Origin of the sequence: Kribbella sp. NPDC000426 (assembly GCF_040300265.1) — a bacterium.
Classification (GTDB): Bacteria; Actinomycetota; Actinomycetes; order Propionibacteriales; family Kribbellaceae; genus Kribbella.
Map to the genome: position 1 here is coordinate 1 of NZ_JBEPDK010000008.1, position 24458 is coordinate 24458.

A 24458-nucleotide genomic window follows, 5' to 3' on the forward strand; every position below is an offset into this window, starting at 1 on the left:
CTTCGGCGACACCCGCCACCTCCAACACCGCCGCGCCGACGCCCTCGGCATCATCAGCGACCCCCGCTACACCCAAGAACTCCTCACCCAAGCCCGCAACCACCCCACCGCACCCCCGACCACCTCCCCAAGCACCGCCGCAGAACCCTCCGCAGACCCTGCGCCCGCGCCCGCAGACACCCCAACTCCGGCCGCAGACCCTGTCCGGTGTTCGGCGGAGGCGAACCCCGAGACCGCCCCTGGCCTGCGCCCCACAGCGGACCCGCAGACAGGCGTCGGTACGCGGTCCGCAGGTGCGGGCTTGATGTCAGGCGTCGGCACGCGATCGGCGACCGCGGACGGCGCGTTCGGTCCGCGCGACCGTACGAGCGACGCACCGCGCACGCCGTCCACGCCGTCCACGCCGGCGGACCCGGCCCGCGGCGGCAGTGTGGCTGGCTCGGAAAGCCCGCCGTACGACGGTCCCTGTGACCGCACGAGCGACGCACCGCGTACGTCGCCGGCCCGCGCCGGCACGACGGCGGGTCCGACGCGCTCGCCGTACGTCGGTCCGCATGACCGCTCCAGCGGCGCACCGTGTACGTCGTCTGGCCGGGCTCGCGGTGGCACGACGGCGGGCCCGGCAAGCGCGTCGTACGACGGCCTGGATGCTGGTGATGCCCACCTGGCCGATCCCATCGCCGGGGCGACGGCCGACCTGGTCGAGTTGCGGGAGCCTCCGTTGGAAGACGGCGCCGGACCGTATGATCCCGATCCGCCCAGTGACCCGTTCGACAGTCGGCTACCGGGATACATCCCCGGTCCGCGCAGTGAGCCCGACGAGGGCGTGCCGATGGATGCCGCCGCTCAGCGGGCGCTGGACGCGCGCCTCGCGCAGATCAAACGCGACGCCTACGCGAACCCCGCGACCAGTGCGGACTCGGCCAGCGCCGCGGGCAGTGCGAGCCGGGCTGGGCAGGTGCGTCCTGGGCAGACCGAGGTCTTCGTGCACCTCACCGACCTCACCCTGGCCACCGGGACCGGGGTGCTGCGCGCCGAGGGGATCGGGCCGTTGCTGGCCGAGCAGCTCACCGAACTCGTCGGCCACGGCCCGTACACGGTCAAGCCGGTGATCGACCTCAACGACGCCGTCAGTGTCGACGCCTACGAGATCCCGGCGCGAATCCGGGAACGGGTGCGGCTGACCTACCCGGTCGAACTGTTCCCGTACGGGACCAGGGAAAGCCACCGTGGCATCGATCTGGATCACATCGAGCCCTACGACCCGTACGGCCCAGCCGGGCAGACCAGCACCCGCAACCTGGCGCCGCTCAGCCGGTTCGCACACCGGGTGAAGACCCATGCCCGCGGGTGGGATGTCCGGCGCGTCGACCACAAGACCTTGGAGTGGACGACGCCGCACGGGTTCAGGTTCGAGGTCGGTCCGACCGGGACGCACCGCCTGCCCAACCGCATACCCGACAGCTGATCCCGGGCTGGTGGGAAGGCTCGGCCGAGTGCCCCGGTGAGCTGGTCGCGATCGAGCCTGTCCCGCGGGCCCTTTGGCTGGCGAGTTGAGCGAGTCGCCGTTCGGGTTCAGGTTTGAGGTTGGGCCGGCCAGGACGCATCGGCTGCCCAACGGCATATCGGATGGCTGATCCCGGGCTGGTGGGAAGGCTCGGCCGAGCGAACCAGTGAGATCGTCGCGGTTGAGCTCGACCGGGGACGCTCAGCTGGCCGGTCGAGCCGGCCGCTGCTCTAGATCTCCTTCGCTTTGGCCTACTTGGTGTACAGGGCCTCGACGTCGGAGCCGTACTTTTCCATGACGATGTGGCGGCGGAGGGAGAGTTTGAGGGAGAGTTCGCCGGATTCCTGGGTCCAGTCCATCGGCAGGATCGAGAACTTCTTGATTGCCTCGGCGTGGGAGACCGAGGTGTTGGCCTCGTCGATCGCCTTCTGGAACTCGGCGATCAGGTCCGCGTCCTGGGTCAGGGCCGCCGGGTCGGTCGGCTTTCCGCGTTCGGTTGCCCAGGGCACGATCGTCTCCGGGTCGATCGTGATGAGCGCGGCGATGAACGGTTTGCCGTCGCCGACGACCATGCACTGGCTGACCAGCGGGTGCAGCCGGATCTGGTCCTCGAGCAGCGTCGGCGCGACGTTCTTGCCGCCCGCAGTCACCAGGATCTCCTTCTTCCGCCCGGTGATCTTGATGAACCCGTCGACGTCGAACTCGCCGAGGTCGCCGGTGTGGAACCAGCCGTCGGCGTCGATCGCCGCCGCGGTCGCCTCGTCGTTCTTCCAGTACCCCTGCATCACCTGGCCGCCCTTGAACAGCAGCTCACCATCGTCCGCGACAGCGACCGTGACACCAGGCAACGGCCGGCCGACGGTCCCGATCCGGATGTCGTCGGGCAGGTTCACCGCGACGGCAGCCGTGGTCTCGGTCAGCCCGTACCCCTCGAGCACCGGTACGCCGATCCCGCGGAAGAAGTGACCGAGGCGGTCGCCGAGGGGAGCGCCGCCGGAGACGGCGTACTGCACCTGTCCGCCGAGGACCGCCCGCAGCTTGCCGTAGACCAGCCGGTCGAACAGCATGTGCCTCGCCTTCAGCCCGAACGACGAACCGCCCTTGTCCAAGGCCTGCGAGTACGCGATCGCGGTGTCCGCGGCGGCGTCGAAGATCTTGCCCTTGCCGTCCGCGTGCGCCTTCTGCGACGCCGAGTTGAACACCTTCTCGAACACCCGCGGCACGCTCAGGATGAACGTCGGCCTGAACGCGCCGAGGTCCTCGACCAGGTTCTTCACGTCGGCGCTGTGACCGACCTTGACCCGCTTCATCACACAGCCGACCTGGATGATCCGGGCGAACACGTGCGCGAGCGGCAGGAACAGCAGCGTGCTCGCGCCGGTGGTGTCGAAGAGGTTGTCGAGGATCTTCACTGCCGGGCCGAGCTCGTCGAGGAAGTTCGCGTGGCTGATCTTGCAGCCCTTCGGGCGTCCCGTCGTACCGGAGGTGTAGATCAGCGTGGCCAGGTCGTCGGCCGTGACCGAGGAGCGGCGCTTGTCGAACTCGGCGTCGGAGATGTCCTGGCCGAGCGCGGTGAGCTGGTCGACGGCGCCGGCCTCGATCTGCCAGACCTCCTGCAGCGCAGGGGCCTCGGCCCGCGCGGACTCGACGACTGCACCGTGGGTCGCGTTCTCGACGACGGCGACGACCGCCTCGGAGTCGGTGAGGATCCACTGGATCTGCGAGGCGGAGGAGGTTTCGTAGATCGGAACCGTGACCGAGCCGATGCTCCAGATCGCGTAGTCGATCAGGGTCCACTCGTACCGCGTCGGGCTGAGCAGCGCGACCCGCTCGCCGGGCTTCACGCCGGCCGCCATCAGGCCCTTCGCGACGCCGGTGACCTGCTGGGCGAACTCGGCCGCGGTGACGTCCTGCCAGCCGCCGCCCGCCACCCGGCGGCTGAACACCGCGGTGTCAGGATGGGAGGACGCGTTCGCCCACACCGGGTCGCTCAGGCTCCCGCTGGCGGGCTCGGTCACAGCAGGAACGGTGTACTCACGCATCCGCGTCGTCTCCTCAGTCGGTCACGAATTGTCGACTTCCGGCGCACGCTACAGTCACCTACCCACAAGTAGCCACCTTTATGTGACCCAAGGAACTAGGTTCGGAGCCATGCCCACGCTCGACATCAGTTGCGACGACCTGGTCGTTGCTGATCCAGCCTACGTCGCCGAGCGACTCGGATCGGACACCCTCTGGCGCGAATGGTGGCCGGACCTCACGCTGACGCCGTCCGAACGGCGCGGCGCGGAGGGGGTCCGGTGGTCCGTGACCGGAGCAGCGGTCGGTACGGCGGAGTGGTGGCTGGAGCCGGTCCGCGACGGTGTCGTCGTGCACTGGTACCTGCGCGTCGACCCGGCCCGGCCGGTCCGCGGCCGCGCCCTCGAACGGCTCAAGGAGCGGTACGTCGCGACGTACCGGGAGCACCTGTGGCGGTTCAAGGACGAAGCCGAAGCGGGCCGCGCGGCGGGCGAACGACGTACCTCGTCCGATCCCGCGATAGTCTCCGTTGAGGACACTGGTTCATTGCACCAGACCGCATCAGACCCGACCGGCGAAGAGGTGAATCGATGGCGGAACAGACCACCTCGACCATCAAGGTGAACGCGAGCCCCAAAGAAATCATGGCGGTGATCGCGGACTTCGCGGCGTACCCGGAGTGGGCCGACTCGATGCGGGAGACCGAGGTGCTGTCCACCGACGAGGCCGGCCGGCCGAACAAGGTGCGTTTCAAGGTCGACGCCGGCGCGATCTCGGACGAGTACACGCTGGCCTACGTCTGGTCCCGCAACGAGGTGACCTGGACGCTGGTCGAGGCGAAGATGGTCAAGGGTATGGACGGCGCCTATGTGTTGAAGGACCTGGGTGCGGAGGGGACAGAGGTGACGTACCGGTTGGCCGTCGACGTGGCGATCCCGATGATCGGCATGCTCAAGCGCAAGGCCGAGAAGGTCATCATCGACACCGCCCTGAAGGGCCTCAAGAAGCGCGTCGAGTCCTGATCCAGTGACTCGGGTTCTGCTGTATACGGGTAAAGGCGGGGTCGGCAAGACGACCTCTGCCGCGGGTACCGCCACGCTCGCCGCACTGCGCGGGCTGCGGACGCTGGTGCTGTCGACGGACGCCGCGCACTCGCTGTCGGACGCGTTCGACTCCGAGGTCGGCCCGGAGCCGACGGAGATCGACGATCTGCTGTTCGTCCAGCAGATCGATGCGCAACGCAAGTTCGAGCGGTCCTGGGGCGACATCCAGAACTACCTGCGGTCGGTGCTGCACATGGTCGGCGTCGACCCGATCGAGGCCGAGGAGCTGACCGTGCTGCCCGGCGCCGCAGAGGTGCTCGCGCTGCTCGAAGTGCGCGACCACGTCCGGTCCGGGCGCTGGGACGTGATCGTCGTCGACTGCGCGCCGACCGCGGAGACGCTCCGGCTGCTGGGGCTGCCGGAGGCGCTGAACTGGTACCTCGACCGGATCTTCAACGCCGAACGCAAGATGATGCGGACGTTCCGGCCCTTCATCTCCCGGGGAGGCAGCCTCAGCCGCGGCTCGAGCCTGCCCGTCCCGGACGACAACGTCTTCGACGCACTGCGGCGGCTGCAGAGCGATCTCTCGGACATCCGCACGCTGCTGGCCGGCCCGGACGCCTCGGTGCGGCTGGTGCTGACGCCGGAGGCGGTCGTGGTCGCCGAGGCGCGGCGGTCGCTGACGAGACTCTCGCTGTACGGGTACCGCGTGGACGGCGTCGTCGCCAACCGGGTCTTCCCGGCTGCCGGTGCGGACACCTGGCGGCGGCAGTGGGTGGCCGCGCAGCGCGGGATCCTCGAGGAGGTCGCCGACTCGTTCCGGCCGCTGCCGATCTGGGAATCGCCGTACCGGGTCTGCGAGCCGGTGGGCGTCGAGGAACTGGCCGCGTTCGCCGTCGAGATGTACGGCGGGGACGACCCGTTCGCTCGTGCCACCGACGAGACGTCGTTGTGGGTGGACCGGCACATCGACACCGACGGACGGACGTACACGCTGACGATGCCGTTGCCCTTGGCATCGGCCAGCGAGCTGGAGCTGGCCCGGCACGGTGACGAGCTGATCATCACGGTCGGGTCGTACCGGCGGGTCCTGCCGTTGCCGGCGGCGCTGGCGCGTGGCGTGGTCGCGGGTGCGCGGCTGGACGACGGGCGGCTGCAGGTGCGGTTCGCGCCGCGGGAGACCGCGCGGCCGGTCGCCCCGGCGGAGGTCCCGAGCGGATCGGGTCCGTTGGAGTCTGCGCAGGAGCTGGCCCAGGGGCTGACGGCGGAGTACCACGAGCAGCTGGCCCGCCGTACGGCCGCGATCGGGGAGGGTCTGTGAGCAAGGAGCCGGTCGGCTCGGTCGCCGAGGAGGCTGCCAAGCTGTTCGCGGTGCTGCAGCACGCGACCAAGGACGCCCCGGACGAGGGTGAGCCCGAGCACAAACTAGGCCCGGACTGCATGTGGTGTCCGGTGTGCCAGCTGATCCACAGGGTACGGAACACCAGCCCGGAGACGATCGAGCAGCTGTCGACGGCGGCCGCGCACGTGCTGGGCTCGTTGAGATCTCTGCTGGAGGCCGCCGCGGACGCGGCCCGGCAGGCGCGGGAGGACGCAGCGTCGCGGCCGACCAGCTCCGCGCAGCCCGAGGAGGAACCGGCCCCGCCCAAGGTGGACCGGATCGACGTGAGTGAGGACCCCGAACCATGGGACTGACGATCGGCATCGATGTCGGCGGTACGAAGATCGCGGCCGGCGTGGTCGACGAGCACGGCACGATCGTGGCCCGCTCGCACCGCGACACCCCGGCGGACTCCGTCGACGGGACCGCGGCGGCGATCTGCGACGCGGCGGCCGAGCTGATCGCCGAACACGAGATCGAGGCGGTCGGGATCGGCGCCGCCGGGTTCGTCTCCTCGGACCGGTCGACCGTGCTGTTCGCGCCGAACCTGGCCTGGCGGGACGAGCCGCTCGGTGAGCGGGTCACGGAGAAGCTGAAGATCCCGGTGGTCGTGGAGAACGATGCGAACGCCGCCGCCTGGGGCGAGTTCGCGTTCGGCGCCGCGAAGGACGTCGAGCACATGCTCTGCCTCACGGTCGGCACCGGTATCGGCGGCGGTGTCGTGATCGGGGGCGAGATGCTCCGCGGGGCGTACGGCGTCGCGGCCGAGCTCGGCCACATGCGCGTCGTACCCGGTGGTCATCGGTGCGGGTGCGGGTCGCGCGGATGCCTGGAGCAGTACGCGTCCGGGCGGGCGCTGGTGCGTGAAGGGCGGGCGCAGGCGGAGTCGGGGTCGATCGCGGCGGCGCAGATGCTGAGCGTGTGCGGGATCACCGACCCGGCGGAGCTGACCGGGCCGATGATCACCGAGGCGGCGATGGCCGGTGACCCGTGCGCGGTGGAGCTGCTCGAGGACCTCGGCCGCTGGCTGGGCGAAGGGCTGGCGAGCCTCGCGACGATGTTCGACCCGACGCTGATCGTGATCGGCGGCGGCGTGAGCGCGGCGAAGGACCTGCTGATGAAGTCCGCCGAGATCGCCTTCGAGAAGGTCCTCCCGGCCAAGTCCAACCGGCCCCACCCCACCTTCACCCTCGCCCTGCTGGGCAACGACGCCGGCCTCATCGGCGCCGCCGACCTGGCCCGCCGACCGGCTCCGGCCCAGGTCCCCGCACGGTGATCTGGGATACTGGAAGCGGTCCGGCGGGGGTCGGGGGTACCGCGAGGAAGGTCGAATCTTGGCTCTGACGCAGGCTTTGACGATCGGGATCGATATCGGCGGGACCAAGGTCGCCGCCGGCGTGGTCGACCCGGAGGCCAACATCCTGGACCGGGTACGGCGGGACACGCCGACGACGGACCCGAAGGAGACCGAGGACGCGATCGCCGAGATCGTCCACGACCTCGAGTCGCGGCACGACGTGATCGCGGTCGGGATCGGCGCGGCCGGGTTCGTCGACGTCACCCGGTCCTCGGTGCTGTTCGCGCCGCACCTGGCCTGGCGGCACGAGCCGCTGCGGGACGCGGTCGAGCGCCGGCTCGGCCTGCCGGTCGTGGTCGAGAACGACGCCAACGCGGCCGCCTGGTCGGAGTGGCGCTTCGGCGGCGGGCAGGGCGAGAGCCACCTGGTCTGCGTCACGCTCGGCACCGGCATCGGCGGCGCGATCCTCAACGACGGCTCGCTGCAGCGCGGGAAGTTCGGCATCGCCGGCGAGTTCGGCCACATGCAGGTCGTCCCGGGCGGTCACCGCTGCGAGTGCGGCAACCGCGGCTGCTGGGAGCAGTACGCCTCCGGCAACGCGCTGACCCGCGAGGCGCGCGAGCTGGCGCTGTCCGGCTCGCCGGTCGCGCACAACCTGCTGCGTGCGGCCGGCGGCGACCCGCGCAAGATCAACGGCCCGATGGTGACCGAGCTGGCCAAGGACGGCGACCCGGTCGCGGTCGAGCTGCTCGAGGACGTCGGCCGCTGGCTCGGCATCGGCCTCGCCAACCTGGCCGCTGCGCTCGACCCCGGCACGTTCGTCATCGGCGGCGGCGTGTCCGACGCGGGCGAGCTGCTGCTGGCGCCGGCGCGCGAGGCGTTCAAGCGCACCCTGACCGGTCGCGGGTTCCGTCCCGAGGCGCGGATCGTCCGCGCGGTCCTCGGTCCGGAGGCCGGTCTGGTCGGTGCGGCTGACCTGGCTCGGGAAGAGGCGACGTGGTTGCGCCGGGTCCGGGTCAAGACGACAGCGGTCACGGCGAAGACGGCGGCCGCACGTGGACGGTCGACGCGCTTGGAGCGGGCCGCGCGGAAGTCGGCCGGCCGCCGTACCGGAATGCGCGCCGCGGCCACCGAGACCGAGCTGCACCCGGCCGACGTGAACGGCGACAACGAGGGATGACGGACACGCCCCGGCTGCGGGTGCTGTCGTACAACGTGCACCGCTGGGGCGATGACCGTACGGCGCTCGCCCGGGTGGTTCGAGCCTGTCGGCCGGACGTGATGCTGGTCCAGGAGGCGCCGACCTGGTGGGGGACCAGGCGCAAGCGGCGCGCGATGGCCGCGACCTTCGGCATGCGGTACGTCGCGGCGTCGGCGCGCAACGCGATCCTTGTTGCCGACGGCATCGACCTGACCGGTGTCCGGGGGCGCCGGATCCGGCGCCCGTTCGTCCGTCGCCGGCTGAACTTCATCGCCACCCAGCTCCCCGGTGGCTCGGTCGGCGGAATTGTGGTCCTCGGCTCGACCCGGATCGCGGTCGTGGTCTGCCACCTGGGCCTGCACCCCCGCGGCCGGGTCCACGAAATCGCGCAGGTGCTCGAGCTGTGCCGCTCCTTCGGCACGCCGTACCTGCTCACCGGCGACGTCAACGAAGAACCCGACGGCCCGGTCTGGAAACGCCTGGCCGAGGAGGGCCTGCTCGACCTCGACGCCGGCAACACCTTCAACTCGACAACGCCCCACAAACGCATCGACGCCGCCGAGTTCTCACCTCAACTCAAGGCCCGCCTCCGCCACATCCCAGCCACCCGCGAAGACCTCGCGGCGGCCACCGACCACCTCCCGCTGCTGATCGAACTCAGTCCCTGAACTCCAGCAGCGGATCGATGACCACGTCTCGCCAGCGCTCTCGATGGCCGTCGGCCTGGAGGCGGTAGTAGAGGGTCTCCCGGCGTACGTCGTCGGCGGTGCCGAAGTGGCCGCCGATGTTGTGGGCCAGCAGGTAATGGGCAAACAGAACGCTGCCGGCAGGCCCGATTGCCTGGACGGGGTCGCCGAGCGGGACGTCCGGGTACGGCCCGGGGTTCATCTCGTCGACGCGGGCGAGGGCGTCGGCGCCGCGTTCGGCCAGGTAGGCGCCGAACTTCAGATGGGTGCCTGGCCAGAGGTACAAGTTCCCGCGGTCGGGCTCGTCGTGGTCGGTCAGCCAGATCCCCGCGAGCATGCTGAACGTCCCCGGGGTTCCGTCGGGGAGACCAGGTGTGATCCCGTCGACATGCGGTCCGCCCGGTCGGTGCGGCCACGGCGGGATCGTGGTCGCGACCTGCGCGAAGTCCGGATCCTGTACGGCGAGGTCGGGCCGCAGCAGCTGACCGGCCAGCTCCGCCAGCCCGATCGAGCGGTAGAAGTCGAGCAACGGATGCCCGCCCTCGAACCGCGGCCAGAGAAAGTGCGCCCCGACGCCCTCCGGCCGCTCCTGCTCGAGCATCGTCGCCACGATCCGGCGCCCGGTCGCGAGCTGCGCGCCGGACAGCGCGCCGGGAACAACGACGTACCCCTGCTCACGGAAGTGGGTCAGGTGGGCGTCGGTGAGCATCAGCTCTTCTTGCGGTTGAGGAAGGCGCGCATGGCGTCCTGGGCCACGGGGGAGCCGAAGAGTGATGCCGAGAGTTCGGCGAGGTCCTTGCCGCGGGCATCGATGTCGGCGAGGAGGTCGCGGTTGAGGAGCTTCTTGGTCTCGCGCAGACCTTGTGGGACGCCCTTCAGCAGCGCCTCGAGCACGGTGTCGACCGCCGCGTCCAGGTCGGCGTCCGGCACGGTCAGCGTGAGCAGGCCGAGTCGCGCGGCCTCCAGCGCGTCGAAACCGTTGCCGGTGAGGAACGTGTACGCCGCCGCGCGGTCCGTCAGCCGCGGGATGACCGTGAGCGAGATCGTCGCCGCCGCCAGCCCCAGCCGTACTTCGGTCAACGCGAACGTCGCACTCTCGCCGGCGATGCTGATATCGGCCGCCGCGACGATCCCGATCCCACCGGCCCGCACCGCGCCGGCCACCCGCGCGACCACCGGCTTCGGGTTCGCGACGATCGCCCGCTGTACGTCGACCATCCGCTGCGCCCCGACGCCCATCCCGACCGTCGTCGCCTCGGACAGATCGGCCCCCGAGCAGAACACATCCAGCGCCGACCGAACCACGATCACCCGCACCGCGTCGTCCGCCCCCGCCGCCTCGAGCCGCTCCAGCAACTCACCCGTCAACTGCTGCGACAGCGCATTCTTGTTGTGCGGCGAATCCAACGTAATCGCCGCAACCCCACCGGCCACCTCGAGGTGCACAAGTTCCGTCATACCGCCATCCAACACCCTGGCTATGGCTCAGGGGCCTGAGGTGCCGGGTTTGGGGCTTAGGGGGTCGCCGTGGCGGTGGCGGATTTTCCAGGAGTTGGATTCCAGGGCGAAGATCATGGTTGCGCGCAGGACGTGGGCCAGCGGGTCGGGGCGGTCGGCGTACGCGACGGTGCAGCGTTCGATGGCGACCGTGTAGGCGAGGTCGGTGCCGACGTGCTTGGTCAGGTACTCGAACTCGACCTTGGCGCCGCTCGGGCGGAACTGTGACGACGCCCACTCGTAGCGCGGGCCGATCTCGGTCCAGCCGAGTTCGTGGCCGCCGAAACCGCCGAAGATCGAGGTCTGCTCGCTGTGGGACACCAGTGGCATCCACAACGACGGATCCCCGTTGACGAAGGCGGTGTTGGCCTCCTCGAACCGGCGCAGGAACGTTTCGAAGTCCTCGTTCACCCCACCAGTCTGAACGCCGCCCGGGTCACTTGCTGTCGGCGTACTCCGGGCACAGCTCGCGGGCCAGGTGCTCGATGAAGAGACCGACGTCCGTGACGATGCCGCGCGCGTGCGAGGAGCCGCGGTCGGCCAGCTTGGTCACGGTGGCCGGGTTGATGTCGACGCAGGTCAGCGGGATCGAGGCCGGCAAGATGTTGCCGGTAGCAACCGAGTGCAGCATGGTGGCGGCCATCAGGCAGTACCCGACCCCGTCGAGCTCGGCCCGCATCGCCCGCTGCCCCTCGAGTACGTCGGTGTAGACGTCGGGCAGTGGCCCGTCGTCGCGCACCGAGCCGACCAGCACGAACTTCTTGCCCTTCTTCACCAGCGCGTGCATGACCCCGGCGGTGAGCACGCCCTGCTCCACCGCGGCCGCGATCGACCCGGCCTTGCGGATCGTGTTGATCGCCCGGATGTGGTGCTCGTGACCGTGCTCGACGCCGCGGCCGCCCTCGAGGTCGACGCCCAGCGAGGTGCCGTACAGCGACGACTCGATGTCGTGGGTCGCCAGCGCGTTGCCGGCGAACAGGACGTCGACGTACCCGGCCTCGACCAGCGCGACCATCGCCGGCGCGGCGCCGGTGTGGACGATGCCCGGGCCGCCGACCCACAGCACCTTCTGGCCGTCCGCCTTCGCCTCGCGCATCCCGTCGGCGACCTGCCGGACGAGGACCCGCTGCGGCTTCTCGCTCGACACCTCCGACTCCATGAAGCCGAAGCCGCCCTCGACGGTCTCGCTGATCGGCGGGATCACGCGGACGCCCTGCGCGCTGGTGATGATCCGCATGCCGGCGCGGACGTCGGACATCGGGATGGTCCGCACCGTCTCGCCCTCGACCAGCAGCCCGCAGTCCATCTCCGGGTTCCGCACCTCGACCCAGTGGCCGTGCAGCCGGACGTTGGTCGGCAGGTTCGTGGTCGAGTAGAAGCCGTCCGGGAAGACGCCGTCCTGGGTGACCTCGGTGATCTCCGGCTCGCCGGGGTTGACCAGGTTCGCGCCCTTGGTCTGGATCCGCATCAGCAGCCGCTGCAGCGACTCCTCGTCGTCCGCGCCGACCGTCATCCGGACCGTGGACGGGTCGTCCTTGTCGTAACCGAGGTCGAACTTGTCCAGCGTGTACTCACCGCCGTACCCGCGGATGTCGTCGAGGACGCGGGACAGCAGCCCGGAGTCCATCAGGTGGCCGGTGATCTCGACGGTCTCGGTGACCTGCACGGGGTGCCCTCCCTCGGAAGTCGTCGGATTGTCCGACGATCCGAATGCTAACTCAGACGACCGCTCCGTCGTCGCCTCCGTCACCAGGCGGAAGCCGGTCCTTCATCCGCAGCACCAGCGTCAGGAACCCGCCGATGAAGCCGGCGACCGCGAGCGTGGTGATCCGGCCGGTGCCGAAGTCCAGGACCGCGGCAGCGATCAGCAGCAGCGGACCGCCGAGCAGCCCGAGCCAGGCGAGCCGGGTGATCCAGTCCAGCCGCGGGCCGCGCGGCGGCTCGGGCGGGACGAAGTGGTCGTGCGGGTCGTCGGCCTTGCGAACCGGCTTCTCGTCCTCGTCGTCGTCGGGCTTCTCCGACACGGTCAGCCCAGTCGGTACGTCGATCAGCGGTTCGTACTTGTCGTCGACATCCTCGCTGGCCGGCCACCGCGGCACCGGGTCCTCGCCGCCGTCGTGACCCGGCGCGGACGGCTGGCTGAACTGCTGGACCAGCGACTCCCACTCCGCGTCCTCGGTACTGCGGTCGATCACCGGGCGGGCCTCGTCCACCGCCGCGGCGTCGACGAAGATCTCGTCGTACCCGACCGGAATGCGGACCGGTTCCTCGGCCTCCTCCGGCGTCCGCGCCTCGCTCTGGTTCTCGCAGTACGCCGCGATCCCAGCCGCGGCGAGCGCGTCCAGCACCGGCTCGGCGACCAGCGGGTCGATCCCCCCGAGCGACGTGTACGACGCCGCCGTCAGTCCGTTGTCACGCATCGGAGTTACCGCTCAGCCGCTTGATGAAGGCAGTTGAGTCCGCGAAGATCCGCGGTGCGTCGTTGTCCAGGGTTGCCACGTGATAGCTGTCCTCGAGCAGGGTCTCGGTCACATCGCGGGACGAGATCGAGGCCAGCACCGTTCGCCCCGAGCTCGGCTCCACCACATGATCGACAGTACTGCGGAACAGCAGGACCGGCTGCGTGACTTCGGCCAAATCCTCGCGGGTGACCTTCCACAGCTGTGACAGCGACTGCAGCGCGCGCAGCGGCATCCGGTCGTACGCGCCCTCGTCGGTGCCCGGCTTCTTGATGTCGTTGGAGATGCCCGGGAACGACGGGACCAGCTTGGACAGCACCGGCAGCAGCACCAGCCGCTTGTCGTCGGTACGCACCGACGGGTTGATCAGGACCAGACCGGAAACGTCGGTCCCGTGCTGCTCGGCCAGCCGCAGGACGAGGCAGCCGCCCATCGACAGCCCGACGAGAAAGACCTGGTCGTGCTCCTTGCGGAGGCGGATCAGCTCGTTGTCGAGTACGGCGTACCAGTCGGGCCAGCCGGTCTTGTTCATCTCCTGCCAGCTGGTCCCGTGACCGGGCAGGCGCGGTACCGCGACGCCGTACCCTTGCGTGGCGAGATGGTCCGCGAACGGCCGCATCGACTTCGGTGAGCCGGTGAACCCGTGGCTGAGCAGGACTCCGACGGCCGCGTTCGCCCCGCTGCCGGGACTGCGAAACTCCTCCGCGTGGGCTTGCACTGGCACGCTCGACTCCTCGCCGTTCCGTTCCTCACAGACGCCCGGACCGGAGACCGGCCAGGGCGCACGTCAATCGTCGCATCTGGCCCGCATTCAGTCTGCATCCAGTCTGCATCCAGGTGACAACACGGTGAGCAACACCCACATTCCTGGCGGTGACATTGCCTGAGGGGGAAGCTGGAACGTAGTGTCCGGGTGTCGGGCGAGTGACGGAGGTCGAGGCGGATGCTGTACCTGTTCCTGAGACGGTTCCTGGTCGCGCCATTGATCAAGCTGCTCTTCCGGCCCAAGGTGACCGGGCTCGAGCACGTGCCGACCGACGGCCCGGCGTTGCTGGTCAGCAACCACCTGGCGTTCTGCGACTCGATCTTCCTGCCGGTCTCGGTACCGCGGCAGATCGTCTTCCCGGCCAAATCGGAGTACTTCACCGGTCCCGGCCTGAAGGGCAAGCTGGTCGCGACGTTCTTCCGGTCGGTTGGCCAGATCCCGATCGACCGGTCCGGCGGGCGCGCCTCGCTGGCCGCGCTGAACACCGGTCTGAGCATCCTCGAGAAGGGCGGCCTGTTCGGGATCTACCCCGAGGGCACCCGCTCGCCCGACGGCCGGCTGTACAAGGGCAAGACCGGCGTCGCGCGGATGGCGATCGTGGCCGGCGTCCCGGTGATCCCGGTGGCGATGATCGACACCGAGAAGCTGCAGCCGCCGGGCACGATCCGGCCGAACTTCTTCTACCGCGAGAAGGGCCGGCTGCTGCCGCGCCTGGTCCGTCCGGGCGTCGCGTTCGGCAAGCCGCTGGACTTCTCCCGCTACGAGGGCATGGAGCGGGACCGCTTCGTACTGCGCTCGGTCACCGACGAGATCATGTACGCGCTGATGGAGCTGTCCGGCCAGGAGTACGTCGACATGTACGCCGACAAGGCCAAGGAGCTGATCAAGGCCGGCGAATCCGTCGACGAGCACCTGCGACTCGGCGACACCAAGGCGAGCTGACCCGGGTCGGGGCCGGTCCCGGGCGAAGATGTCGCCATGGACAGCGACCTGAACGTGCTGGGTGAGCCGTTGCAGGAGTGCGGGACCGACCCGGTCACCGGCTTCTACCGCGACGGCTGCTGCACGAGCGGCCCCGAGGACCTCGGCAGCCACACCGTCTGCGCGGTGGTGACGGCGGACTTCCTCGCCCACCAGGCCTCGGTCGGGAACGACCTGATCACACCCCGGCCCGAGTACAACTTCCCGGGTCTGGAGCCGGGCGACCGCTGGTGCGTGGTCGCTGCCCGCTGGCTCCAGGCGTACCACGCCGGGGCCGCGTCTCCCGTCGTACTCGCCTCGACGCACGCCCGGACGCTCGACACGATCCCGTTGACCGCGCTCCGCGAGCACGCGGTCGACGTACCGTCCGATCCGGGCTCGTTGACCTGAGACGGTCACGCTCGGTTCCGGGCTCTGGCCTACAGTTGGGCCCATGCAATTCGCGACGTTGACGGCCGGGGAAGTGCCGGGAGTTCCGAGTCTGGACGAGCTGCGCGGGCTCAAGCCGCTGCAGCAGCCGGAGTGGCCGGACGGGGCCGTGCTCGACCAGGTGATCGCCGAGCTCCGGACGCTGCCGCCGCTGGTGTTCGCCGGTGAGTGCGACGACCTGACCACGAAGATCGGCGCGGTCGCCCGCGGCGAGGCGTTCATCCTGCAGGGCGGCGACTGCGCCGAGACGTTCGCCGGCGTGACCGCGGAGAACATCCGGGCCAAGCTCCGGGTGCTCCTGCAGATGTCGGTCGTCCTGCAGTACGCCGCGAGCGTGCCGGTGGTGAAGATCGGCCGGATCGCCGGGCAGTACGCGAAGCCGCGTTCGTCCGGTGAGGAGACCCGGGACGGCGTGACGTTGCCGTCGTACCGCGGCGACGCGGTGAACGGTTTCGACTTCACGCCCGAGTCGCGGATCCCGGACCCTCAGCGGCTGCGCGGTGTGTACAACGCGGCGGCAGCGACGCTGAACCTGACCCGCGCGTTCACCACCGGTGGGTACGCCGATCTCCACCAGGTGCACGCCTGGAACACGGACTTCGTGAAGTCGTCGCCGGTCGGCCGCCGCTACGAGCAGCTGGCGTCGGAGATCGAGCGGGCGCTGGCGTTCATGCGGGCCTGCGGCGCGACGTCCGACGAGTTCCGGACCGTCGACTTCTACGCGTCGCACGAGGCGCTGATCCTCGAGTACGAACACGCCCTGACCCGGATCGACTCGCGGACCGAGCAGCCGTACGACGTGTCCGGCCACCTGCTCTGGGTGGGGGAGCGGACCCGTCAGCTGGACGGCGCGCACGTCGAGTTCCTGGCCTCGCTGTCGAACCCGCTCGGCGTCAAGATCGGGCCGACCACGACTCCGGAGTACATCCGGGCGCTGATCGACAAGCTGAACCCGAAGGGGGTCGAGGGGCGGCTGACCTTCATCACGCGGATGGGCGCGGGCAAGATCCGCTCGGCGCTGCCGCCGCTGCTCGAGGCTGTGCGTGACCACGGCTCGCCGATCGCGTGGGTGTGCGACCCGATGCACGGGAACACGTTCGAGACGCCGAACGGGTACAAGACCCGCAACTTCGACGACGTGATGGACGAGGTCCAGGGCTTCTTCGACGCGCACGAGCAGGTCGGGACGTGGCCGGGCGGCGTCCACATGGAGCTGACCGGCGACGACGTCACCGAGTGCCTCGGCGGCGGTGAGGAGCTGGTCGCGGAGGACCTCGTCAACCGGTACGAGACGGCCTGCGACCCGCGGCTGAACCGGCACCAGTCGCTGGAGCTCGCCTTCCTGGTCGCGGAGCGGCTGCGGGGCGCGCAGGCATGATCGATCTCCGGTCGGACACCGTCACCCGCCCGTCGGCCTCGATGCTGTCGGCGATGACGTCCGCGGCTGTCGGCGACGACGTGTACGGCGAGGACCCGACGGTCAACCAGCTCGAGGAGCACGTCGCGGGGCTGCTCGGGCACGAGGCCGGGTTGTTCACGGTGACGGGCTCGCTCGCGAACGTGCTCGGCGTACGGGCGCTGGTCCCGCGCGGCGGCGAGGTGCTCTGCGAGGCGTCCGCGCACATCGTCCGCGCCGAGCTCGGCTCGCACGCGGCTGCCAGCGGTGTCACCACACGGACGTGGAGCGCGCCGGCCGGGCAGATCGACCTCGAGCAGATCCGGTCGCTGATCGCGCCCGACCTCGGGCCGTACTTCGTCACCACGTCAGCGGTCTCGGTCGAGAACACGCACAACTTCGGCGGCGGCGCGATCCAGCACGGGTACGACGCTCTCGCCGACGAGCTGGATGCTCGGGACATCCCGCTGCACCTGGACGGCGCCCGCCTGTGGAACGCAGCCGTCGCCACCGGCCGGACACCAGCCTCCTACGCATCCCGAGCGGCCGCGGCCAGCGTCTGCCTGTCGAAGGGCCTCGGAGCACCGGTCGGCTCGGTGCTCGTCGGGTCGACGGACCTGATCCGCGAGGCTCGCGTGTGGCGCAAGCGTCTGGGTGCCGGCTGGCGACAGGCCGGCGTACTGGCTGCTGCCGGGTTGTACGCCCTCGAGCACAACGTCGAGCGGCTGGCTTCCGACCACGCGAACGCGTGCGCGATCGCTTCCGTGCTGGCGGATGCCGCGCCCGGCTCGGTGAAGCCGGATCAGGTCGAGACGAACATCGTCGTCGCCGATCTCGCCGCCACCGGTCGCACCGTCGCCGAGGTGGTGGCCGCTGCCCGGGACGCCGGAGTACTGGTCGGTGGCGTCGGTGCGACGCAACTCCGCGTCGTCACGCACCTCGACGCATCCGCCGAGGACTGCCGGACGGCGGCGGAAGTCCTGGCCCGCATCGTCAGCTGATCGTCACGAGTGTTGAGCTTTCCGCTCGATGCGGTCGCTGCGTGCTGCCCTCGTCGTTCCGCGCGCGTACGCGCCAGGTAGGCTGCCGCTGTCGGGGTCGCAGCGTTCGGGGAGAGCCGTGCGAGAGATCGTCGTGTTCAGCGGAAGTGCCCACACCGAGTTGGCGGAGCAGATCTGTAGTGATCTCGGCGTACCGCTTTCGCCGGTAGAGATCCATCGTTTCAGCAATGACTGCCTGCAGGTCCAACTCCAGGCGAACTGCCGGCAACGAGACGTGTACATCGTGCAACCGCTGGTGCCGCCGACGCAGGAGCACCTGATGGAGCTCCTGCTGATGATCGACGCCGCCCGCGGCGCGTCCGCGCAGCAGATCACCGCGGTCATCCCGCACTACGCGTACGCGCGCTCGGACAAGAAGGACGCATCCCGCATCTCGATCGGCGGCCGCCTCGTCGCGGACATGCTGACCACCGCGGGCGCTAATCGTGTGTTGACCATGGCGCTGCACGCGCCGCAGGTCCACGGGTTCTTCTCCGTACCGGTCGACCACCTGACCGCGATCGGCGTACTCGCCGACCACTTCCGCGGCCGCGACCTGAGCGACACCGTCGTCGTCAGCCCCGACCTGGGCAACGCGAAGACCGCGACCCAGTTCGCCCGGTTGCTGGGTACGCCGGTCGCCGCCGGCAGCAAGCAGCGCCTCGCCGACGACCGGGTCGTGATCGACGCCATCGTCGGCGACGTGGCCGGCAAACGCGCCATCATCCTCGACGACGAGATCGCCACCGGCGGGTCCATCATCGAACTCCTCGACCGCCTCAAGGACCGAGGCTGTACGTCGGCCGCCGTCGCCTGCACCCACGGCCTCTTCGCCGGCGCCGCCGTCGAACGGTTGAGGTCCCACCCGTCCATCACCGAAGTCATCAGCACCGACACCGTCCCCCGCCCCGACGGCTTCCCCGAACTCGAGATCACCTCGGTAGCCGGCCTCTTCGCCCAAGCCATCAAACGAATCCACGACGGCGAATCAGTCAGCAGCCTCTTCGACGGCGTAGACCCCACCCACGCCCCACCCCAACCCAAACTCCCCTTCTAAAACTCAGGCCCCCGCCCGCTCCGCAGGCAAGCAGGTCCCGGGGAAGGGTGATCAACCCCGCGTGCTCCGCAGTCGCTTTCTTCGTCGCTGCGCTCCTCAGCGCGCCTGCTATGCCCGCACCCGCCCGCCCCCCGGCTTATCGCCGGTGCATCCCTTCCGGCTGTCGCCGGATTTTGCGGGCTGCCGCCCGCGTTCGACCACGACCGAGTCCCTGCAGCCAAGCGGACCGTACTGGTCGGCGACGTGAACGCCCGTACGCGATGCCGCTGTCATACGCAATCTTGCTGACCCGCCTGCTATCACGCAGAACCGACCTGAGAGAACGTCAGCCACGCAACTGCAGTGCCATGCGTGTTGTTTGCGTGCGTCGATGAACGCGCCATGGCTAGGATCCGGGGATCTCTAGGTGGTGCCCATAGTCGTCGTGTCGCGCGGCCGGGATGTCGCGAAGGAATGTGCGTAGGGCGTCGAAAGCCTTCTGCGGCGCTTGGCGGAACACTCCGTGGCCCACTCCCGCCAGCACCTCTACCTGGGTGGTGGTGTTGCTGAGTACCGCAGGCAATCGCCGGGCCGCGGCGGCGGGCGACACCGGGTCGTCCTCGCCCGCTAGGACCAGCGTCGGGCAGGTCACCGCGGTCGCGAGAGCTGCGGTCAGTTCGGCAGGCCCGCACCCGCCCGCCCGGAAGTGCGCCTGGACCTCGTCGTTGATCAGCGCCCGTGCCTTGCGCGAGGCTATGTCGCCGTCCGAGGTGCCGGCGTACAACGGCAACCCATGATCCGCCCACGCCTTGCTCGCCGAAGGGCTGGTGTCACCGCCCAGATATCTGGCGGCAGCATCTCGGGCTGCCTGCCCTCCGCGGCGCTCGAATACTTCGAGGCTCTCGTCGAGAGAGGTGGGCACGCCGAGAGTGCTCTCCAAGACCAGACCCGCGACCAGATCCGGATGCCGAGCCGCACACTCGATCGCGACCCTGCCGCCGCTGGAGGAACCCACCAGCACCGGGGCACGGACATCGAGTGCCTCACAGAACGCGGCGACGTCGTCGGCCCAGCGCGTCCATGTCCAATTCTCCGCGGTGCTGTGGTCGGAACGGCCTGAACCGCGCTGATCGAGGTAGATCACCTGAGCGACGTCGGCGAGCACCGAGAACTCTGGTTTGAACAGGCTGTGATCCGCACCGGGTCCGCCGTGCAGGAGTAGCAGAGTCGGCCGCGACAGCATCGCGTCTCCCTCAGCGATTAAGCCACAGCCGTCGACATCGAAGTAGAGAGACACATGGTCGACAGCCACCCGCATCCCGGCAGTATGCCCGACCACATAGCGCCGCGAGTCAGTGGACCATCACGGGAGGTCGGCGCGTGGCTTCTCCACTGTGGCCCAGGTCGGACTTGCTGCGTCCGGGACTCGGTCCGGCGGCCACCAGTCGTGCGCAACCGCCAGCGGGACCGGGTTCACCGGGTCGGGCAGGACGATGGTGAGGCCGTTGCCGCGGGCTTCGAGCTCGGCGGCGTACGTAGGGTCGACGCGGTCAAGCGTGATCATGATGAGCCCGGACACCGGGTGAGGCCCCGTCGAGGTGACCTTGGTGGGCAGGTTGAGGTCCTCCTGCCTGCGCATGAGGCCCAACACCCATTGCAGGGTCCATTCGATCTCCTGTTCGGCCGGCCGCCGGCGCCTGAATCGCAACAACTCGGGGAACCGCACGAGCGGGGAAACCTCACGCTGTGCCCGGACCATCTGCTCATGCACCGGAATGCTGATGACCAGGACGACCCGCTCACCGCCGTGCTCGACAGTCTCCGTGAGCGTGGCATCCGCGTTCGGATTGCGCTCGACCCACTCCCGCACGACCGGCAGATCTGGCGAGGCTGTCGCCGGACCCTCCCGATAACGCATACCAACCACCTCCCAGACCAGGCTATGGCAGGGTGGTGAGGAGTTTTTGCATGGTGGTGATTTCGGTGGTTTGGCCTCGTTCGATCTGTTGGGCCAGTTGCTTGCTCTTCGGGTTTTGGCCGGAGGTTTGTTCCATCTTTGCCATCGCGACCGCGCCCTGGTGGTGGGTGATCATCATCCGTACCCACATCTTGTCGAAGGCGGCGCCGGTTTGGTTGCCGAGGGCCATCATCTCTTCCGTGGTCATCATGCCCTCGCCGGATGCCATCGAGTGGCCCATTCCCGGGGTCGGCACCATCTGGTCCCAGCCTTTGAGCCAGGCCGACATCTCCTCGATCTCGGGGGCTTGCGCCGCCTTGATCGCCGTTGCCAGTTGCTTGACCTGTGCGTTCGTTGCCTTCTTCAACGCCTGATCGGCCATCTGCACCGCCTGCTGGTGGTGCGGGATCATCGCGGTCGCGAACGTGACATCGGCAGCGTTGTGATCCGCCGGCGCCGTGTCGGCGGGGGCCGTCGTGCTGTGATGCATGCCCGGCCCTGACTCCTCGTCGTTGCCGCAGGCAACCAGCCCGAGCCCGGTCGCACAACATGCGATCGCCACGAGCACGCCCCGTGTACTGCACTTCATGAAGTTGTGTCCTTCCCTACGCCGCCCTCGATTACTACTATTCAGCATAGTAGTATCCGGGTGTCAGGGGGGAACATGACAGGACTCGACGAACGCAGTCCCGACCAGGAGTGGTTCCTGAAGCGAACCGCCGGCACGCAGTACGCCGCCGATCACAACGGCTGGGGGCCGTCCGCGCGGTACTTCCGCTCGCGCATCCACCTCATCGACCAATGCCTGCAGGTGACCACCGGGGACCTTCTCGACGTCGGCTGCGGACCAGGCGCGCTCGTCGAGCACCTGCTGGACAGTCGCCCCGGCGCGTTCGCGATCACGGCATGCGACGTATCCGCGGAGATGCTTCACGCCGCCAGAGCGCGGCTGTGGGGGCGCCCGGGTTCACGCGACGTCCGGTTGTCACTGGCGAGCATTGAGGAACTGCCCTTCCGCAGCGCCAGCTTCGACGTCGTCATAGCCGCAGGCGTGCTCGAGTACGTCGACATCGACCGCGCCCTGCCGGAACTGGCACGCGTCGTACGACCTGGCGGGCTCGTCATCGTCACGATGCTCAACCAGGTCAGCCCGTACCACCTGTTCGAGTGGTGGATCTACTGGCCGCTGTTACGCCAGATTCCGCGTCTGCAGGCGCTGATCGGAGTGCCACCGGGACGTCGCAGAGGATCCCCGGCGAAGGGCTTCCGCACCGCCGTCCGACGGCGGCTCGTCAACGCCCTGCGCGCCAGCGGACTGCAGGACGAAGACGTGGCGTACTACGACCTGAACGCGCTCGTGCCTCCGCTCGACCAGATCGTGCGCCGTTGGACGACGCGATGGCGCAGCCGTCCCGGGACAACCATCAGCCGCGGCCCGCGCCGCCACCTCGGTACGGCGTACCTCGTCGCGGCACGGCCGTCTTGATGTACAGAAAGGCCGCACTGACCTACTATCTACCGTAGTTGTCCGCGGGGGATGATCGACATCGAGGCGGAGGGGTCCGGTGCGCGGGTTCGGTGAGCTCGAGGCGGCGGTGATGGAGCGGCTATGGTCCTGGGGCCGCCCGGCCGTCGTACGCGAGGTGCTGGACGACCTCAACAGGGATCGCGACCTGGCCTACACCACGGTGATGACGGTGATGGACAACCTGCACCGCAAAGGCTGGCTGACGCGGGAACGTGAAGGCCGTGCTTACCGGTACGAACCGGTCGCCTCGCGGCAGGAGTACAACGCCGAACTGATGCGCCAGATCCTCACCGACAGCGGCGACCAGGCCGGCACTTTGCTGCGGTTCGTCGAGAGCGCGACACCCGAGGAGGCCGACGCTATCCGGCGCGCCCTACGGTCCCGGAAGCCCGGTCGGCAATGACGCTCACCGCCGCACTCTTCGGGTACGCCGCCGTACTGGCCGTGGCGATACCCCGGCTGCTCGGCGGTCGGTGGCTCGACCGGTCGCCGCGGCTGGCCTTGACGCTCTGGCACACCAGCGCAGTCTCGGCACTGTCGGCGGCCACGCTGGCCACGGTCGCCTGTTTCGCGGACGGCGGGATGTTGCGCGTCTGGCTGGCGGCGCTGACCGACGGCAAGGGCGGTTCGGACATGCTCATTGCGGGAGCAACCCTCGTCGTCCCCGCACTGGTCGTTGGACGTGTCGGATTCGCCGCCGTACGGCTGCTCCGGATCAGACGTTCGGAGCAGCGACGTCACCTCGAGTTGCTGAGCCTGCTCGGACGGCACGACTCCGAGCTGGACGCAACGATCCTCCCGGCTGACGTGCCTGCTGCGTACTGCGTACCCGGCGCGCGCCAGATCGTGCTCACCAGCGGCGCCGTCACCGTCCTCGACGACGTGGAACTGCGAGCCGTGCTGACCCACGAGCGGGCGCACCTGGCCGGCCGTCATCACCTGCTTGTCGCGTGGGCCGACGTACTGCGGCACGCTTTCGGGGCGTTGCCGTTGTTCGGGCGGATCCGCGAAGTCACCGGAAACCTTGTCGAACTGCTGGCCGATGACCAGGCGGTTCGACGCGTTTCAGGGGACAGTCTGGCTACGGCCATCGCTGCCCTGAGTTGCGGTCGCGCACCAGCCGTCGGTCTGGCCGCGTCCGGTGGGTCGGTGGCCGCGCGCGTCGAACGGTTGATGACACCACCCGAACCCTTGCCGGTGGCGACGCGCATCGGCGGAGCGGGAGCCGTACTGTCGTTGATGACCATGCCGTTCTTGGTCATCATCGTTCCGACTCTCTTCGCAGCCAGTCTGGTGGCGTGCCCGCACCTGTTCTGATGCGGGACTGTGTTGGTCAGCGGCGGCGGCCCCAGCGGCGGGTTGTGCCGATGCCGGCGAGGTGGAGGGCGATGCAGAGGAGGCCGGCCATCAGCAACGTCTGCGGCGTGAACGCGTCGCTGACGCGGGCGTCGGCCCAGTCCAGGATGAGGGCCAGGCCGAAGATGACGGCGGCGATGATCGCGAACATTTGGATGCTCCTTCGTGCGATCGGGCGGAAGTACCTTCTAAGTACCCACCCGCTATTCCGGAGCGACAGCTTTGTGGAGCAGAGCGAGGATGAGTTGCTGTTCGGCTTTTGCTTCGTCCGAGCCGGTTCCGCCTCGGCCAGTGGTGAGGTGGGCAAGGTCGGACGGGGTTGAGCCGTGGTCGTTCGGTAGGTGGGGGTCGGCGCCCGCGTGGAGGAGTTGGTCGACGGCGGCTGAGCAGCGGTTGCGTACTGCTCGGTGGAGGGGAGTGACGCCGCCGGCGGCAGTTGCATTCGGATTGGCGCCCGCTTCGACGAGGAACTTGATGATGGCTCGCTGCGCTGTCGGGTTTCAGTTTGCTGAGCCGGGTACGCCGTTGGCCGCGGCGTGCAAGGGTTCCGCGCCGCGGCGGTTTCGGGCGGTGAGGCTGGCGCCGCGGATGAGCAGGTCGCGGGCGAGGCTGACGTCGTACGCGAATGCTGCGGCATGCAGGGCGGTGTCGCCTTCGTAGAGCTGAGCTTGGCATTGCTCGAGGAAGAACTCGTCGGGGCGCGCCAAACGTGCCGTCACCAGCGACGGTACGGCGTCGAGCGCGGCCGTCACGGCCTGACGGTCGCCTGTTGCGATGGCTGTTAGGAGGCTGGGAAGGTCGTTCATGCCAACGACTATGCCTTTGCGGGTGTGCCCAGGCTCCTGAAGGTGATGAGTACGAAGGGAATCGCAAGGAGGA

28 protein-coding genes and 1 pseudogene are annotated in these 24458 nt (G+C 69.2%); 16 read left to right on the forward strand and 13 right to left on the reverse strand.

Annotated features, from left to right (window positions below; all coding sequences use genetic code 11):
• Positions 1-1468: pseudogene (locus ABT313_RS34505) on the forward strand (hypothetical protein); the annotation flags it as partial.
• A 290-nt stretch (positions 1469-1758) separates the two neighbouring features.
• On the opposite strand, the gene ABT313_RS34510 reads toward ABT313_RS34505, so the two are convergent.
• Positions 1759-3549, reverse strand: coding sequence for an AMP-dependent synthetase/ligase (locus ABT313_RS34510; RefSeq protein WP_350862478.1), 1791 nt, complete (start codon positions 3547-3549; stop codon positions 1759-1761).
• Positions 3550-3658: 109 nt separating this feature from the next.
• Between ABT313_RS34510 and ABT313_RS34515 the strand changes: the two genes are divergently transcribed.
• Genes ABT313_RS34515 through ABT313_RS34545 form a run of 7 tightly spaced genes read left to right on the forward strand, consistent with a single transcriptional unit; the run spans position 3659 to position 9116 of the window.
• Positions 3659-4150 carry a hypothetical protein gene (locus ABT313_RS34515; RefSeq protein WP_350862480.1) on the forward strand — a complete coding sequence of 164 codons (492 nt, stop codon included), beginning with the start codon at positions 3659-3661 and terminating at the stop codon, positions 4148-4150.
• Positions 4117-4548, forward strand: coding sequence for an SRPBCC family protein (locus tag ABT313_RS34520; protein ID WP_350862482.1), 432 nt, complete (start codon positions 4117-4119; stop codon positions 4546-4548). The genes ABT313_RS34515 and ABT313_RS34520 overlap by 34 nt, the downstream gene beginning before the upstream one ends.
• Before the next feature lie 4 nt (positions 4549-4552).
• Positions 4553-5890, forward strand: coding sequence for an ArsA family ATPase (locus ABT313_RS34525; protein WP_350862484.1), 1338 nt, complete (start codon positions 4553-4555; stop codon positions 5888-5890).
• A complete protein-coding gene (locus ABT313_RS34530) occupies positions 5887-6264 on the forward strand; it encodes a hypothetical protein (protein ID WP_350862486.1) in 378 nt (125 codons plus the stop codon). Before ABT313_RS34525 ends, ABT313_RS34530 begins: the two co-directional genes overlap by 4 nt.
• The gene (locus ABT313_RS34535; RefSeq protein ID WP_350862488.1) at positions 6255-7226 is read left to right on the forward strand and encodes an ROK family glucokinase; all 972 of its coding nucleotides are present in this window, start codon (positions 6255-6257) and stop codon (positions 7224-7226) included. The genes ABT313_RS34530 and ABT313_RS34535 overlap by 10 nt, the downstream gene beginning before the upstream one ends.
• A 58-nt stretch (positions 7227-7284) precedes the next feature.
• On the forward strand, positions 7285-8427 hold the full coding sequence (locus ABT313_RS34540) for an ROK family glucokinase (RefSeq protein ID WP_350862491.1): 1143 nt from the start codon (positions 7285-7287) through the stop codon (positions 8425-8427).
• Entirely contained in the window at positions 8424-9116 is a 693-nt protein-coding gene (locus ABT313_RS34545; protein ID WP_350862493.1) for an endonuclease/exonuclease/phosphatase family protein, read from the forward strand. Before ABT313_RS34540 ends, ABT313_RS34545 begins: the two co-directional genes overlap by 4 nt.
• On the opposite strand, the gene ABT313_RS34550 is transcribed toward ABT313_RS34545, so the two are convergent.
• Genes ABT313_RS34550 through ABT313_RS34575 form a run of 6 tightly spaced genes read right to left on the reverse strand, consistent with a single transcriptional unit; the run spans position 9106 to position 13814 of the window.
• Positions 9106-9843 carry a phytanoyl-CoA dioxygenase family protein gene (locus ABT313_RS34550; protein ID WP_350862495.1) on the reverse strand — a complete coding sequence of 246 codons (738 nt, stop codon included), beginning with the start codon at positions 9841-9843 and terminating at the stop codon, positions 9106-9108. The two genes, ABT313_RS34545 and ABT313_RS34550, sit on opposite strands and share 11 nt — an antisense overlap.
• Positions 9843-10592 (reverse strand): enoyl-CoA hydratase-related protein, encoded by a 750-nt coding sequence (locus ABT313_RS34555; RefSeq protein ID WP_350862497.1) that lies wholly within the window; start codon positions 10590-10592, stop codon positions 9843-9845. Before ABT313_RS34555 ends, ABT313_RS34550 begins: the two co-directional genes overlap by 1 nt.
• Before the next feature lie 27 nt (positions 10593-10619).
• On the reverse strand, positions 10620-11042 hold the full coding sequence (locus ABT313_RS34560) for a YybH family protein (RefSeq protein WP_350862499.1): 423 nt from the start codon (positions 11040-11042) through the stop codon (positions 10620-10622).
• 25 nt (positions 11043-11067) lie between these two features.
• On the reverse strand, positions 11068-12297 hold the full coding sequence (locus ABT313_RS34565; protein ID WP_350862501.1) for an ornithine cyclodeaminase, nickel-pincer nucleotide-dependent: 1230 nt from the start codon (positions 12295-12297) through the stop codon (positions 11068-11070).
• A 52-nt stretch (positions 12298-12349) separates the two neighbouring features.
• The gene (locus tag ABT313_RS34570; protein WP_350862503.1) at positions 12350-13051 is read right to left on the reverse strand and encodes a hypothetical protein; all 702 of its coding nucleotides are present in this window, start codon (positions 13049-13051) and stop codon (positions 12350-12352) included.
• Entirely contained in the window at positions 13044-13814 is a 771-nt protein-coding gene (locus ABT313_RS34575) for an alpha/beta hydrolase (protein ID WP_350862505.1), read from the reverse strand. The genes ABT313_RS34570 and ABT313_RS34575 overlap by 8 nt, the downstream gene beginning before the upstream one ends.
• Positions 13815-14033: 219 nt before the next feature.
• Here ABT313_RS34575 and ABT313_RS34580 point away from each other — a divergent pair, with 219 nt between their 5' ends.
• From ABT313_RS34580 to ABT313_RS34600, 5 genes are all read left to right on the forward strand, one after another.
• A complete protein-coding gene (locus ABT313_RS34580) occupies positions 14034-14798 on the forward strand; it encodes a lysophospholipid acyltransferase family protein (RefSeq protein WP_350862507.1) in 765 nt (254 codons plus the stop codon).
• Positions 14799-14834: 36 nt separating this feature from the next.
• A complete protein-coding gene (locus ABT313_RS34585; protein WP_350862509.1) occupies positions 14835-15227 on the forward strand; it encodes a DUF2237 family protein in 393 nt (130 codons plus the stop codon).
• A 43-nt stretch (positions 15228-15270) separates the two neighbouring features.
• The gene (locus ABT313_RS34590; protein ID WP_350862511.1) at positions 15271-16644 is read left to right on the forward strand and encodes a class II 3-deoxy-7-phosphoheptulonate synthase; all 1374 of its coding nucleotides are present in this window, start codon (positions 15271-15273) and stop codon (positions 16642-16644) included.
• On the forward strand, positions 16641-17663 hold the full coding sequence (locus tag ABT313_RS34595) for a threonine aldolase family protein (protein ID WP_350862513.1): 1023 nt from the start codon (positions 16641-16643) through the stop codon (positions 17661-17663). The genes ABT313_RS34590 and ABT313_RS34595 overlap by 4 nt, the downstream gene beginning before the upstream one ends.
• Positions 17664-17781: 118 nt before the next feature.
• Positions 17782-18759, forward strand: a complete 978-nt coding sequence (locus tag ABT313_RS34600; RefSeq protein ID WP_350862515.1) for a ribose-phosphate diphosphokinase — start codon at positions 17782-17784, stop codon at positions 18757-18759.
• 385 nt (positions 18760-19144) lie between these two features.
• On the opposite strand, the gene ABT313_RS34605 is transcribed toward ABT313_RS34600, so the two are convergent.
• Genes ABT313_RS34605 through ABT313_RS34615 form a run of 3 tightly spaced genes read right to left on the reverse strand, consistent with a single transcriptional unit; the run spans position 19145 to position 21263 of the window.
• Positions 19145-20056, reverse strand: a complete 912-nt coding sequence (locus tag ABT313_RS34605; protein WP_350862517.1) for an alpha/beta fold hydrolase — start codon at positions 20054-20056, stop codon at positions 19145-19147.
• A gap of 45 nt (positions 20057-20101) precedes the next feature.
• Positions 20102-20656: a hypothetical protein gene (locus ABT313_RS34610; protein ID WP_350862519.1), complete on the reverse strand. Its 555-nt coding sequence runs from the start codon at positions 20654-20656 to the stop codon at positions 20102-20104.
• A gap of 22 nt (positions 20657-20678) precedes the next feature.
• A complete protein-coding gene (locus tag ABT313_RS34615; protein WP_350862521.1) occupies positions 20679-21263 on the reverse strand; it encodes a DUF305 domain-containing protein in 585 nt (194 codons plus the stop codon).
• Between the two features lie 96 nt (positions 21264-21359).
• On the opposite strand from ABT313_RS34615, the gene ABT313_RS34620 reads away from it, so the two are divergent.
• The 3 genes from ABT313_RS34620 (at position 21360) to ABT313_RS34630 (ending at position 23540) form a co-directional block, all read left to right on the forward strand.
• Complete coding sequence (locus ABT313_RS34620) at positions 21360-22181, forward strand: class I SAM-dependent methyltransferase (RefSeq protein ID WP_350862523.1); 822 nt, start codon at positions 21360-21362, stop codon at positions 22179-22181.
• A gap of 79 nt (positions 22182-22260) precedes the next feature.
• Positions 22261-22626 carry a BlaI/MecI/CopY family transcriptional regulator gene (locus ABT313_RS34625; protein ID WP_350862525.1) on the forward strand — a complete coding sequence of 122 codons (366 nt, stop codon included), beginning with the start codon at positions 22261-22263 and terminating at the stop codon, positions 22624-22626.
• Complete coding sequence (locus ABT313_RS34630) at positions 22623-23540, forward strand: M56 family metallopeptidase (RefSeq protein WP_350862527.1); 918 nt, start codon at positions 22623-22625, stop codon at positions 23538-23540. Before ABT313_RS34625 ends, ABT313_RS34630 begins: the two co-directional genes overlap by 4 nt.
• Before the next feature lie 16 nt (positions 23541-23556).
• On the opposite strand, the gene ABT313_RS34635 is transcribed toward ABT313_RS34630, so the two are convergent.
• From ABT313_RS34635 to ABT313_RS34645, 3 genes are read right to left on the reverse strand one after another with little or no spacing between them, the layout of a single operon-like run.
• On the reverse strand, positions 23557-23730 hold the full coding sequence (locus ABT313_RS34635; RefSeq protein WP_350862529.1) for a hypothetical protein: 174 nt from the start codon (positions 23728-23730) through the stop codon (positions 23557-23559).
• Between the two features lie 52 nt (positions 23731-23782).
• Entirely contained in the window at positions 23783-24058 is a 276-nt protein-coding gene (locus tag ABT313_RS34640) for an ankyrin repeat domain-containing protein (RefSeq protein ID WP_350863803.1), read from the reverse strand.
• Positions 24059-24079: 21 nt separating this feature from the next.
• On the reverse strand, positions 24080-24385 hold the full coding sequence (locus tag ABT313_RS34645) for a hypothetical protein (RefSeq protein WP_350862531.1): 306 nt from the start codon (positions 24383-24385) through the stop codon (positions 24080-24082).
• Positions 24386-24458 lie beyond the last annotated feature (73 nt).

What these genes read in the sequence shown, in the direction of transcription:
- ABT313_RS34510 (WP_350862478.1), bottom strand. Translation starts at nt 3,549, where the DNA reads ATGCGTGAGTACACCGTTCCTGCTGTGACCGAGCCCGCCAGCGGGAGC.
- ABT313_RS34515 (WP_350862480.1), top strand. Translation starts at nt 3,659, where the DNA reads ATGCCCACGCTCGACATCAGTTGCGACGACCTGGTCGTTGCTGATCCA.
- ABT313_RS34520 (WP_350862482.1), top strand. Translation starts at nt 4,117, where the DNA reads ATGGCGGAACAGACCACCTCGACCATCAAGGTGAACGCGAGCCCCAAA.
- ABT313_RS34535 (WP_350862488.1), top strand. Translation starts at nt 6,255, where the DNA reads ATGGGACTGACGATCGGCATCGATGTCGGCGGTACGAAGATCGCGGCC.
- ABT313_RS34545 (WP_350862493.1), top strand. Translation starts at nt 8,424, where the DNA reads ATGACGGACACGCCCCGGCTGCGGGTGCTGTCGTACAACGTGCACCGC.
- ABT313_RS34550 (WP_350862495.1), bottom strand. Translation starts at nt 9,843, where the DNA reads ATGCTCACCGACGCCCACCTGACCCACTTCCGTGAGCAGGGGTACGTC.
- ABT313_RS34555 (WP_350862497.1), bottom strand. Translation starts at nt 10,592, where the DNA reads ATGACGGAACTTGTGCACCTCGAGGTGGCCGGTGGGGTTGCGGCGATT.
- ABT313_RS34570 (WP_350862503.1), bottom strand. Translation starts at nt 13,051, where the DNA reads ATGCGTGACAACGGACTGACGGCGGCGTCGTACACGTCGCTCGGGGGG.
- ABT313_RS34580 (WP_350862507.1), top strand. Translation starts at nt 14,034, where the DNA reads ATGCTGTACCTGTTCCTGAGACGGTTCCTGGTCGCGCCATTGATCAAG.
- ABT313_RS34585 (WP_350862509.1), top strand. Translation starts at nt 14,835, where the DNA reads ATGGACAGCGACCTGAACGTGCTGGGTGAGCCGTTGCAGGAGTGCGGG.
- ABT313_RS34590 (WP_350862511.1), top strand. Translation starts at nt 15,271, where the DNA reads ATGCAATTCGCGACGTTGACGGCCGGGGAAGTGCCGGGAGTTCCGAGT.
- ABT313_RS34595 (WP_350862513.1), top strand. Translation starts at nt 16,641, where the DNA reads ATGATCGATCTCCGGTCGGACACCGTCACCCGCCCGTCGGCCTCGATG.
- ABT313_RS34605 (WP_350862517.1), bottom strand. Translation starts at nt 20,056, where the DNA reads ATGCGGGTGGCTGTCGACCATGTGTCTCTCTACTTCGATGTCGACGGC.
- ABT313_RS34610 (WP_350862519.1), bottom strand. Translation starts at nt 20,656, where the DNA reads ATGCGTTATCGGGAGGGTCCGGCGACAGCCTCGCCAGATCTGCCGGTC.
- ABT313_RS34620 (WP_350862523.1), top strand. Translation starts at nt 21,360, where the DNA reads ATGACAGGACTCGACGAACGCAGTCCCGACCAGGAGTGGTTCCTGAAG.
- ABT313_RS34630 (WP_350862527.1), top strand. Translation starts at nt 22,623, where the DNA reads ATGACGCTCACCGCCGCACTCTTCGGGTACGCCGCCGTACTGGCCGTG.
- ABT313_RS34635 (WP_350862529.1), bottom strand. Translation starts at nt 23,730, where the DNA reads ATGTTCGCGATCATCGCCGCCGTCATCTTCGGCCTGGCCCTCATCCTG.
- ABT313_RS34645 (WP_350862531.1), bottom strand. Translation starts at nt 24,385, where the DNA reads ATGAACGACCTTCCCAGCCTCCTAACAGCCATCGCAACAGGCGACCGT.